Source organism: Actinophytocola sp. (assembly GCF_036002505.1).
Taxonomy (GTDB): domain Bacteria; phylum Actinomycetota; class Actinomycetes; order Mycobacteriales; family Pseudonocardiaceae; genus DASYTH01.
The window spans coordinates 1-13,347 of sequence record NZ_DASYTH010000444.1 but is presented as its reverse complement, the minus strand read 5'-3'; the positions used below and the strand labels follow the sequence as shown (position 1 = coordinate 13,347).

Below are 13,347 nucleotides of genomic sequence, written 5' to 3'. Positions count from 1 at the left end.
CAGGACCTCGTCGCCCTCCTTGAGCTCCTTCGCCAGCATTCCGGCGGCCCACGACGTACTGGGCACGGGGGCGACCCGCAGATCCCGCTCGAAGTGCCTCAGCGGGTTCCGTTCGAGCCGCAGCGGGCCGACCGTCAGCCGACCCGAACCGGTCACGCCCGGATACCAGCGAACGCGCACCCGTGTCCCGTCCGTGCCGGGGATCGTCGTCCAGATGGACGAGACCGGCTCGACCGTGGTGGTCAGCCCGCTCGTGTAGGAGGCCCAACGCTGCAGCGCCACCATCGGATGGGGCACGTCGCGGGTGAAGCAGCTGACCAGCTCCTGCACCTCGTAGATCGGAAGTCGCGAAATGGCCCGGGTCAGCTGTATGGACTGCAGGTAGGTGAGCTCGTCGACGTCCACCGTGGGCTCGGTGTCCCCGGGGTCACTGTCCGGCACGGGGAACAGGCCGTCCCTACCGTGCTGTACAAGCATCACGGTGTACTCCGGCACCCCCGACCGGATCACCCGCTGCAGCCGGCGCTCGGACAGCAGCTTGAACGCCTGGTAGTGCTTCGCGGGCCGGCCGTTGATCTCCTTGGGTCCGAAATAGACGTTGAAACCGCCATTGACCTCGACCGGCACGCCCTCGATCTCGACCGTGTGGTTGCGGTTGTCGATCACGTGCACCCACCGCATGAGCGAGGACACCTGCTCCGGAGAGAGATAACCCGCCCACGCCACGGCCACCGGCGACCACCGGTACCCGATCGTCAGCGGCTCCGGCTGCCCCTTGGCCCTGGTCACGAACTCGCGCAGCGTCTCCCCGGTGCGGACACCCATGCTCTCCCCAGCCGCCAGCACTTCGCCGGCGAAGGCCGCGTTCGCCACCATCTCCTGCCCGCGCAGCTCGATCCGCGCCTGGACGCGCTCGACGAGGTCGATCAGGGTGTCGAAGGCCCGCCGCGTCGCTCGGGACAGCGCGGGCGGCCTGGCCCACTGGCGAAGTTCGCCGACCATGCGGTCCACGCCCTCCCGCGCCGCTTCGCGCGACGTAGCCGACTCGGCCAACCGCCTGAGCTCGCCCAGCATGCTGTCGAGTGACCTGGCCACCGGCAACCATTCCTCGTTGCTCAGCCAGGCATTGGCCTCCCGCGACGCTCCGGACGTCTCCTCCGGCCTGGCCAGGCGGTGAAGTTCGGTGACAACGCGGCCGAGCGAGGTGGCGGCCGACCGCCAATTCCCGTCGCTCAGCGAGGCGATGGCCTCCCGCGACGCTTCGGACAGCAGGTCGCGCATGGTCCACTGGCGAAGCTCGCCGGCCATGCGGTCGAGTGCGCTGGCGGCCGACGACCAGGTCGCCGCATCGGTCTCCATCGTGCGTCGCAGCTGCTCGGCAACCTGGCGTTGGTCCCGCGCGCCACCGACGTAGGAGGCCAGGGAGGCAACCATGGCGGCGTCGTCGGCACCGGTCGACGACAACTCCGAAACCAGGTCCGGTACGCCGTCCAGCGGCTTGCCCTGCCACCAAAGCCGAAACTCGGTGCTCGTACCCATCGGGTCGGTCAGCAGCACCTCATCGAACTGCGCGATCCCGAAATCGAGGACCATCGCCGCGGCGCTGCGCCGCCCCGCGTCGACGACGAGTACCCCAGCCTGCACGACCCGGTCCAGCGACGACGCCAGGCCGCCCGTGCCCGGCCCGGACCGCGTCCGGGCGGCGAGTCCCGCCAACACCGCCACGTCGAGCGCCAACCGGTCGGCCTCGGCGAGCAGCTCGTACATCGCCGACCTGACGTCGCTGGCGTCCTCGCCCAGCGACGCGTCCACCGTCCGCCACCGCTGCCGGATGCTCGCGGCGGTGGACTTGATGATCTTGACCGGATGGCCGGCGTCGCCCGGCAGATCCGGGGAAACGGCTCCGAGCGCGGCGTCCAGCCTGTCCAGCGCCGCGACCAGGGCAGCACCGACCCGCACCGCCACCGGGTCCTCGGCGAGATCCGCCGGCACCGGCGGCGGCGCCATGGCCAGCTCGTCCCGCTGCTCCCACAACCCCGCCACGGGAGGCACCCGACCCGTGTGCCGGTTGCGGTTCCGGTCCGATCCGGAGCGCGACTCCTCTTCCAGCGTCCGTACCGCGTCCCGGACCATGTCGAGCGCGGCGAGGTGATCCGGAACGAGATCGATCCACGTGGCGTGGCTCGCGGGAGCCGGGCCAGGCTTCATCGGGTTGAGCATCTCGAGGTGCCGAGCCCAGACGTCGTTCCGGATCGGGTCGAGCACCTGGCCCAACCGATTCGCGTGCTGTGCCATCTGCTGGGCCAACCCGGCGAAGCGGGCCGGGTCGAAACCATCCGAGGCCAGCTCCTGGTGCAGCGCCTCGATCTCGACGAGGTGTCCGTCCGCCTTCCCCAGCTCAGCCAGCCACGGCGGTTGCCCTGGCCCCTCCATGGCGATGGTGCTGACCCGCAGAATTTCGTAGCCGCGCCGAGCCTGCTTGAGGCGACCGCTCAGCAGGACACGGCTGTCCTCGCTGGGCGCTGGATCGGTCACGGCCTGGTAGTGGGCCGTGGTCAACACGCTCACCTCGTGGTTGAGTGCCCGAAGCTGCCGGACCAACCGGTAGGCGGGACGCGACCCGAACAGCGCGTTCACCAGACCGTTCAGGGTGTTCTGCGACGTCTTCAGCCACTCGGCGTCCGCGCGCGCCAACTCCTCAACCTCAGGATTGTCCAGCCGCCAGGCGGAATCCCCCAGAGTGTCGGTCAGCTCCGTCGCCGCATTCGTGACAAGCCGGTACTGGTATTCCAGGTACGCCACCCGGCTGGTCAGCGCGCGCGGCAACCAGACCTTCATCGTGGCGAGGTGCTCGCCGAGCGCCTGTTGTTTTCGCGCCAGCTCGCGGGCCAGGTCGGGAACGAACCGCGCCGCGATCCGGGTGCGACTCGGGAAGAGCGGGTGCGCGGGAACCCGGACGACGGTCCCCCGCGTCTGGAGCGTCCGCAGCTGCGCGGCGTCGATCGGGCCGCCGACCTCGAACACGATGAGACCCTGGCGCCGCACCGGATGCCACGGCGTCGCCGGCGGAAGCGCAGCCAGCAGTGCCTCCGGCGGGCCGACCACGACCATCGGCCTGGCCAGCTTGCGAAGAATCCGGTTCAGGGCGCCATTCCTGCGGTTGATCTCCGCCTGCAGTGCGGCGATGTGATCCAGGTAGTCCTGCACCGTGGACGAGCCTTCCGCCTCGTCGATGGACCGCAGCACGTCGATCGTCCGGGCCGCGAGGTTCGTCAGTGCGAGACGCAACTCCCCGACGTCTCGCCCCAGCGGCAGACCCCACAACCGGCTGGTGCGGATCAACTCGGGGGCGATGAGCAGGCCCGGCCCGCGCACGCTCGCCGCGACCTTCAGCAACTTGACGATCGGCCACAGCTGAGCGCGAGCATCCGCGAGCGCCTTGCCGGACTGCGGCATTCCCCACGCCGAACTCGCGGACCTCGCCGCGGACTCCACACCGGCGAGCCGCGCCTCCAGTTCCCGGCGCATGCCGGCAACGCGCTCCCGGTAGGAGTCCAGCTTCGGCTGATCCCCCGCGGGAACCGGGTGTTCGAGGCGGCCCAGCGTTCGCTCCTGGAGATCCTCGAGGGTGTCCGGCTGCTGCTGCGCGCGCGGGCGCGACAGCACCTCGAGCACGACGGCGGCCACCCTGCGCTCACCCCGCCCGATGACGTGGTTCACCAGGTTGGTGACCGCCGCCAGCTCGGCATCGGCACGAGCGAGCACCGCATCCGCCGACCGGTCCGGCCCGGTCGACGTGGCGAGCTTGTCCGCCAGCGTGGTGCGGACGGCCTCCAGCGGCGCCCGCAGCTCCGCCACGCGCCCCGCGTAGTGGTCCAGCCTCAGCTGGTCCAGGTCGGTCCCCCCGGCGAGCGGCGCCAGCCGGTCGAGAGCGCTCCGCCGCACCTCGGTCAGGGTGTCCAGCAGCACGTCGACCAGGACGCCGGCGGTGACCAACCTCTGATCATCACCGGCGTCCACCACACCGGCGAACCGGTCCTCGAGCGACCGCACCAGGTCGGCGACGGCCGCGAGCTCGGCATTGGCGCGTTCGACCTCCCCGGTGAACGCGGGGGCCGACGGCCCCTTCCACGGCTCCGGAGCGGTATCGAACTCGCTCACCGCCTGGACGTCGGGCAGCTCGGAGGCCACCGGAAACACCGGGTCGGAGGCGGACACCCGCGCGGCCGCGACGTACGCCTGCGCCAGCGTTTCCACGTCGTCGGCCAGCGTCAGCAGCTCGGTCACCTCGGGTCGCCCGGCCAGGGTCGTGTTCCCCGAGGTGGCCGTGAAAGTACGGAACGCGCCCATCGCGCGGGTCGCGGAGGAGGCCAAGCTGTCCCGGCGGGCAGCCCTGCGCAGCTGGCGCGCCCGCGCGCTCGGCGCGGGCTGCGCGCCGCGGAGCGCGTCGTCGGCCGGGCGCAGCCGGGCTGTCTGCGTGGTCAGCTCGCGGTGCGCGCGTTCGAGCGCGCCGGCGGCCGCGTGCACCTCCGCCCGGGCTCGGGCCGTCGCCGGCTTCCCGCCGTGCGCGGCCAGGACGGCGGCCAGCGTCATCAGCGCGTTGAACACCGCTTGCTGCCGTGCGCCGAGGTCCGCCAGGACCTGATCCGCCGGATTCTTACGACGCAGGCGCTCGACGATGGCGCCGAGCGCGCCGAGCTTCTCCGTCCCGTACTTGACCACGTCCCGGATGACCCCGATCTCGACCCGTACGTGATCGGGGTCCAGATCCGGTACCGGGCCGGCGAGCACGACGGCCCCGTGCCGCCGCAGCGGAGCCAGGTCCTGCTGCTTCGGCCGGCCCCAGACCCGGAAGACGAACCCGCCACCGGGCGGGGCCGAACGCGAGTCGGAAACGATGCCGGCGAGCGCCGCCGCCTCTCCCGTCGAGCCGTCGCGGGGGGTCCAGACCCGCCACAGGCGATCCGCACGCACGGTCACGGACAGGTTCTTGTGCAGCCTGGAACTGGCGAGCGTCCGCCGGAGTGGCCCGGCGAGCTCTTCGATGTCGGAACGCAGCTCGGCCAGGTAGTACGCGTGGGCGCCGCTCCTGTTCTGTCCCCACCCCTCCCACGCCATCGGCAACGTCAGCTCGAGCGATTCGAATTCGAGCTCGGCCAGTCTCGTCCGCAGCGCCGGGACGGTCTCCGGCAGCGGCGCGCCGACCAGGTAGCTGTTGGCCTGCAAGCGCGCCCACTCGGCCTCGGTGGCGTTGTCGCCCTCCTTCACCAAGCGCAGCAGTTCGCCGATCCGGCCCAACTCGGCGTAGGCAGCGTTGACCTTCCCGACGGACCGCTCGTTCACCTTGTGCGCGGCGAGAATCGGCCCGGCCGCCGAGGCGAGGTGGGCCCGGCCGGCCGCCACCACCTCATCCAGGAGCGCCGCGACCTCGGCCGCCGCATCAAGGCTGGCGACGTCTGCCCGGAGCTGGTCAGCGCCTTCGCTCAGCTCGTCCAGCTCATCCTCGAGAGTGTGGGCGGCCGCACGCACCTGTTCCTGTACCCAGTCCGGCTGCCCGGCATGCGCGGCCAGCCGGGCGGCCAGCTTCATCAGCGCGTCGAACGCCGCTTGCTGCCGCTCGCGCAGCGTCGGCACGAGTTCCTGGAACCGGGTCGTCGTCGCCAGCTCGTCGAGCCGGGCACCGAGCTCGTTGAGCTGCTCCATCGCGTGCGTCCACGGGTCCGGAACGGACCGGACCACGATCCGGAGGCGACCATCGGCAAGATCGTCGCGGGAAACGTGGACGATGCCCCCCAGCTCCCCCAGCCGCTCCAGGTCCGCCCCGGTCGGCTTGCCGCTGACCTCGAAGACGAGACCGTGACGCTCGCCCGGCTCCGGCGCAACGACCCCGGCCAACGCCGACCGCACCTCGCCCGCCGCCAGGATCACCGGGATCGGCCGCCGCAGCCTGGTCAGCATCCGCTCGACCGCCTCGCCGCCGGCGTCGATCCTGCTGCGCACCCCGGCGACGTACGCCTCGTAGGCGGCCGCCAGCGACGCGTGCTCCGGCCCGGCGACGTGCCCGAACCACTCGAGCGTCTCCTTCCTGGCCTGGTCCAGCAAGGCCCGCAGCCCCACGACATCCCGGCCAAGGTCCGCGCCGGCCAGACCGCTGGTGAGCAACCGCGTCCCGTCCGGATCGGTCTCGTTCGCGAGCGTCAGCAGCCGCTCGATGCGGTGCAACGTGCCGTAGGCGGCGCTGAGCCCGTCGGCGATCGCCCTGGGGGCCGGCTCCGCACCGGAAACCAGCCCGAGCACGGCCGCGACGCGGGCCTGGCCCAGCTGCGCCACCAGCCTGGTCAGCTTCACGACGCGAGCCAGGTCGGCCGGTCCGGCATCGAGGCCCGCCTCCACCTCCAGCCGCGCCGCCTGCGCCTGGAGTCGGTCCTGCTCTCGCCGCAGGGCCATGGCCGCCGCGCGCACCTCGTCGCGCGCGGCCCGGGAGACCAGGTTCCCCCCGTGCCCGGCGAGAACGTCGGTCAGCCGGTCCGCCGCCTGCGCCATCGCGCGCACCCGGCCGGCCAGTGCCGTCGTGGGCTCATGATCTGGTGTCGAGGCCAGCAGCCGGTTGACGGCGGTCCCGAGCTCGTCGAGCTCCGTCCGCAACACCCTGTGCACGGCCGGCACGAACTTGACTTCGACCTCGACCTGGTTCCGGGCCCGACGGTCCTCGATGAGGACGATCCCCTGCCGCATCAGCCATTCCAGGTTCGCCCGCCCCGGGTGTCCGCGGAGCCTGAAGATCACGCCGCGGTCCGCGTCCGGACGCGGACGAACCACCGTGGCGACCACCATCCGCAACTTGTCCGGGTGCTCCACGGTCATGGACACCGTCGGCTCCTGCAGTAGATCGAGGGTCGACGTCAGCCACTCGCGGCCGCCGGCAATCCGCGAACGCAGGCCGGCAACGTACCGCTGTACGGCCTTCCCCAACGTCTCGTCCACCGGCCTGGCCACGTCCGCCAACCGCTCGCGTATCTCCCGTTCGACCTCGGTCAGGACGGCCTCCAGCCCGGCGATGTCCTCGGCCGGCCGTGCGCCCAGCAGACCGCTCGCGGCGAGCAGGCTCACCTTGAAGTTGTCCTTGTCCTCGTCGGCCAGGGCCGGGCGGTCGTCGGCCTCCACGGCGGCGAGGTCGTCCGCCAGGGTCACCAGCCGCTCGATGGCATCCAACTTGTCGTAGGCGTCGCGGAACGCCGGGGCGAACTCGCCGCGAGCCGAGATGAGCGCGGACCTGGCATAGGCCGTCCCATCCCGGGCGACCCGGTCAGCCACCAGCACGTACTCATCGAGGGAACCGTCGTTCCTGGCACGCAGTGCCGATACCTCATCCGCCAGCCTGGTCGCCTTGCCCAGCAGATCCGTGGCGATCTCGCGCACCTGCGCCTGATCCGTACCGTGGTTGGCCAGAACGCGGTCCAGTTCCGCTGCCGCGTCCGTCACGTCGGGAAGCACATCGCGCAGCGGCCTCAGGTCGATGGAACCCGACCGCCAGAAATCGTCCGTCGATTGCAGAGCGCGGAGTCGAAGCGGCGCGAAATCGTCCAGCAACGTCAGGTACGGCTCCGGGAGGAACTCGACCCTGACCCGGACGGAATCGTCGTCCGGTACGTTCTCGGTGCCCCTGACAATGGCTCCCAGCTTCGAAAGACGCTCCAGATCCGTCGGATTCACCCGACGGCCGGCGATGTGGAAGACGAGGGCGCCACGGGTGCGGCGGGCGCGGGGAGCCAGCCCGCTCATCGTCGACCACAGATCCTTGTTCGCCGGGACCGTGAACTCCAGCGGTCCGCTCAGCATCGTCAGCACGTCCTGCAGCGCGGCGCCCCCGGCGTGGTCGTTGATCCTCCTGCGCAGCCCCGCCACCCGGTCGCGGACGCCGGCCTGCGCGCCGTCGCCCAACCACCGCTCGATCTCGTCCAGACGAGCCAGCAACTGCCCCGGACGCGTCTCGAGCACCCCGCCGTAGAAGTGACTGTCGATAATCAACCCGATCCGCACGCCCCGCTTCCGATGGAGCAGGAACGAATCCGCCAGGTCCGCCACCTGACGAATGCGGTACAGCTCGGTCTCGACGAGGTCCCACCGGCCGACCGGCTCGTCGACGAGTGTGTCGTCATCGGCCGTCCACTCCGGATCGCCACCGGCCTCCGCGGACGGCAGCTCCGGGGACGCCGGCCCCGCCTGGGTGGCCTGGGAATCCTCGTCGCCCCAGAGGATGGACCAGGCATTCACGCCGAGTTCCGCCATGTCGAGCTCTCCCGCCGCCCACGTCGTGGCCTTGACGGTGCTGTAGCCGAAATACGGCTCGAAGCGCCTGAGCACGCGCATCTCGCGCGTGAATGGCTCTCCCGCGGTGAGCCAGCCCGCCTCGCTGATATCCGGACGCCAGCCGACGGTCACCGCATTGGTGTTCAGGCCGGGAGTCACCTTCCAGGTCGAGAAAATCGGCACTATCGACGTGAGCAGTACACATTTCAGGGTGTCGGCCAGCCGCTGCTGCATCGCCTCGGGCTGGGACACCGTGCGGGGGAGGCAGCTGATCTGCTGCATCTCGGCACCGGCCGGCAGACCCAGAACGGCCGCGAGAAGCTGCTCGTAGTGCCGGCCGGTGAGAGTGGTGTCGACGTCGGTCGTTTCGCCGATGGGCATGACGAACAGGCCGTCCCGACCCTCGATGAGGGAAACCACCGTGGACGGCTGTCCCTGGGCGGATAGCCCGCGCTCGGCCAGTTTTTCGAACACCCGGTAGTGGGCCGTCAGTGACACGTTGCCGTCGGCGTCGGGTTCGGCGCCAAGGACCTCCTTGCGCCCGAAGTACACGTAGAAGGTGCCCTGGTTCTCCTTGACATGTACGAACTTCAGGAGTTGGCGCAGCTGCGCGGCGGTGAGGTCGCCCACCAACGCCACGGCGACCGGCGACCACTGGTGACCGATCTTCGGCGGATCCGGCCTCAGCGGATCCGCCGGAGGTCGTGCCCGGGTCATGAACTCGGTGAGCGTCTGATTGACACCGATCTGGCCGGCGAGGCTCGACAGATCGTCGGCGAAGGCCACGTTCGCGGCCATCTCCTGGCCGCGGAGTTTGAGCCGGCTCCGAACCTGCTTGGCGATCCGGATCAGGTCAACGAGGGCCTGCTGCTGCGTTGCGGACAGCCTTTTGCTCTTGGCCCACCGGACCAGCTCGTTGGCCTCCCGCCGGAACGAATCAACGGCCTGCAACTGGGCGTTCGACGCCTGGCTCATCCTTTCTCGCCGCTTCGCCACGGCACGCTCCGCCGCCTCGCCGCGGCCGGCGAGGTAGTCGGCGAGCTCGGTCACCAGACCGACGTCCTCGGCACTGGTCGCGGCCGGATTCGCGATCCCAGCCAGCACCGCGTTCAGCGGCTGGCGGAGCCACCACCTCACAAAATCCGTGTCCGCGGTCTCCGGGTCGCCTTCCAGGGCCTCGTTGAACCGCGCGATTCCGTGTTCGAGGAGGCTCGCCAGGGCGTCCCGCTCCCCCGCCCGGAGAACGGCCTTCCCCGCCGCCACGACCTTGTCCAGCAGGTACACGACCGACCGGCGCACCTCGGGGTTGGCTCGCGCCCGGGCCTCGACCGAGGCCAGGACCGCCAGTTCGCGCGCCAACTCGGCGAACCCGGCGATCATCCCGGCCATCGCCGCCTCGGCCGCGGTGGCATCGCCCCAGCTCAGCGCCGCTCGGTGCGCCTTCAGCCTGGTGATGGTGAGATCGAGCAACGCCAGCGGCCGGTGCGCGTGGTCCCAGTCTTTCCTGGGAATGCCGGCCAGCGCGGCCCGGATCGCGGTCTGCAGCTCGGTGATCGTCACGACGATGCCGGTGTCCAGTGCCACCGGGTTCCCCTGTGGAGCCGGAGCCGGATCCGGCTCCGACGACACCGACGGATCGGTGTCGCGGAGGTACGGTATGGCCTCGCGCGCGCTCTTCAGTGCCGTCACGGCCGCCGCGACCCCCTCGAGCGCGACGATGTGCACCATGGTGGCGTCGATCGCCTTGCCGCGATTGGTGTCGAGGTCCACGGCTTCCAGCGCGCGGTAGCTGTTCACCACAACGGTCCGGATCTCGTCGAGCTCATGGCTCAGCAGCTTCGCCCGACCCACCATCGAATCAACCAGCTTGTCGGCGTCCGCATGGTCCGCCAGTCGCTCGGCCAGTGCCGCAATCCTGTCAAGGTCGGCGTGTGCCTCGGCGAGTTGGCGTTGCCACCGCGGCGCCGGCACGTCCGTGATGCCGGACAGGGCCTCGAGGGTGCGGCGCGCCTGCCTGAGGTGATCCCGCAGAACGGCAGCGGCCTGCTGGCTCGGAGTGAATTCCTCCCTGAGCAGGGTCTCGCTGTGCGCCACGCCGGCCACGAACACGCCCTCGACCCATTTCCTGACCGACGTGAAACTCTCCGACTTGACCAGCTCCGGACGCGGACCGCGCACCAGCTCCGCCAAGGAGATGACGTTGTCCCGAAGGGTCTCGGCCTGCTTGCGCACCAGCTCCCGAACCTCGGGGTCCCCCAGCCGCCACCGGTGCTCGGCCAGGATGGCGGCCAGGCGGCCCGCGGCCTTCTGCGCGGCTTGATACCGCTCGTCCAGCTCCCGCACGAACTCCTGCACGGTCGGCTCATCGTCCGGAACCGACCAGGTCAGACTGCTGATCTGGTTGCGGAGGCCCTGGAGCTTCGAGGTCAACTCGGCGGCCAGGTCCGGGATGATCCGAATCTCGACCCGGACCTGGCCGCCGGTGTCCCGGGGAACGCCGAACACGACCCCCTCGGTGTCGAGCAGTTCCCTGTCCTCGGCCAGCAGCGGCCCGCTGACCATGAACACCGCGGTGCCCCGGCGGGGCTGCGGAATCCGGCGTAGGGCGATGACCCTGGCGAACTTCGCCCGCATGTCGGAGGGCGCCCCGGTCACGACCCTCGGCGCGGCCAACTCGCGCAGCGTCGGCTCCAGCGCGTCGCGACGCCTGGCGATCTCCGACCGCAGGTGCAGCACCCGGTCCAGGTACGGCTGCTCCAGCGACGGACCTTCCACCTCGGCGATGGGCCGCAGCACGTCGAACACCCGGTTCGCGACATCCTCCAGCGTGCGCAGCACCTCGTCGACGTTGCCGCCCAGCACACCGGGCAGACCGCTGTCCTCGATGAGCTGGTCGCGCTCGCCCGGCCGCGAATGGACGTCATAGTCGAGGCGCAGCAGGTCGATGAACGGCCGCAACTGGGCCTGAGCGTCCAGGAGCGCCGCGACGGACTGCCGCGAGGTCGGCACCGATTCTCCGGACTCCACCGAAGGCACCGGGCCAGCTGCCACCACCTGCCGCCATGCCGCAAGCCCTTGGCGCAGCTGGGAAACCTGCCGCTGGTAGGACTTCAGCTCCGTGCGGAAGGTGTTCAACTGGGGCACCCGGCCGAGGGTCCGCTCCTCGAGGTAATCCAGCGTGCCCGCCAGCGTGTCGAGCAGGGCGACCCGCGCCGAACCGCCGAATCGATCCGCGAGATACCGCAGTTGGGTGATCATGGCCAGCTCGGCTGCGGCACCGTTGAGCTTCGCGTCGATGATCGGGGACTTCGGGGACTTCGGGGACCCGGGCGACCACAGCTCATCCGCCGCGAGCATGGCATCGACCTCGCGGCGCAGCGCGGTGAGGCTGTCCGTCTGGGGCTCGCGTCGCGGCCGGTCCTGATCGGTGCGCCGGGCCGAGGGCGGCAGCCCGTCGAGCACCCGTTGCTCCACCTGCTCGCGCACCGCCTCGATGTCGCGGCGCAGGTCGGTCACGCGGTCCCGGTAGTAGTCCAGCCGCAACTGGTCCGCATTGTCGCTCCCGGCCAGGCGCATCAGCAGGTCGAGTGCCAGCCGCTCGATCTCGTTCAGCGTGTCCAGCAGCACGTCCAGCTCGACGCGGATGGCGGGAAGAGTCCCGGGGTCGCCGGCCCACACCGCCATGCTGAGCGAAGCGTCGACGTACAGCCGTTCGGTCACCAGCCGGCTGAACAGGGACAGCTCGGCATGGGCGGTCCTGAGTGTCTCGCCGAACTCCGGGCCGGACGGCCGCTGCTCGACGATCTCGTCCTCGCGTGGGTCGAGGATGCCGTCCGGCTCGGGATCCTTGGGGGCCTCGTGCGGCAGCGGGCCGGAAGCCGACCGGACCGCGACCGTGGCGTAGGCCCGGCCAAGGACCGTCAGCGTCGCGATGTACTCGGACAGGGGTTCCGGAGCCTGCGTTTCGCCGAGCCGGTCGAGCGTCCGTTGCAGGGCCGCTGCGGCCTTGTGCACCTCGGTCCTGGCCGTCTTCGATTCCGGCTTCCCGCCGTGCGCGGCCAGCACGGCGGCCAGCCGCATGGTCGCGGTGAGCACGGCGCGCCAGGCGTCCACGCTCTCCGGCTGTTCGCGCACCTCGGCGCCGATCCTGCCGAGCAGCGTCGTGACCTGCGTCAGCAGGTCCGAGACGACCAGTACCTCGGCCAGAGCGGGGCCGTCCCCGCCCTGGTAGTGGACGGTCCCCAGCGACTCGAGCTGTTCCCACTTCTCCGGCGTCGGCGGGTCGCCACTGACCCAGATGACGACGTGGCTCGTGCCCCGCCCCTCGGGGGCCGGACCGGCCAGCGCCGACCGCAGACCGTCGATCGCCACCGGCACGGGCATCGGCTTGGCCAGCCGGTCGAGCGCCTGCCGCACCGCGATGCCGTCCCGGGTGAGCGCCCGAGTCAGCGTGGCGGCGCGGTCCTGGAAGTCGCTGAGCAGCCGCCGCTGGCTGGGCCCTTCGAGGTGAACCCACCGCTGGAGCGTCTCCTCGGACTGGAGCTCGATCAGCCGCAGCCGCAGATCCTCGACGGTCCCGGGCAGGTCGTGACCCACCAGCCGGCTCTCGGCGATGATCTTCGCCCACCGTCTGGGGGTCAGCGCCGGCCTGCCGGCGCGGGCCAGCTTCAGCAGCCGCTCGTAGCGACCCAACTCGTCATTGGCAGCCTTGAAGGCGTCAACGGTCCGCTGGCGTGCGGCCACCGCCTCGGAAACCGACCTGCGCGCCGCAGTGACCTGTGCCCGGCCTGTCGCCACCACGTCCTCGAGCAGCGTCGCGATCTCAGCCACCGCGGCTGCATGGTCGGGGTTGAACCGCGACCCGAGGTCGGCCGCGAAGCCACGCAGACCGTCCGCCCGCGCGCCCAGGTCATACAGCGTCCGCGCCAATGCGGCGGACGCCTCGAGCACCCGTTCCGGATCGGGCTGGCCCCCACGCGCGGGCAGTGCGGCGGCCAGTCGCATCGTGGCGGCGAACACCTTCTGCTGCAACGGGCC

1 protein-coding gene (only partly in view) is annotated in these 13,347 nt (G+C 70.9%); it reads right to left on the bottom strand.

Features of this window, described 5'->3' with window-relative positions; genetic code table 11:
- On the bottom strand, positions 1-13,314 hold the start of the coding sequence (locus VGR06_RS39440) for a hypothetical protein (protein ID WP_327564348.1). It extends 24,576 nt beyond the left edge of the window; only the first 13,314 of its 37,890 coding nucleotides appear in the window; it begins with the start codon at positions 13,312-13,314; the stop codon falls past the left edge of the window.
- Positions 13,315-13,347 lie beyond the last annotated feature (33 nt).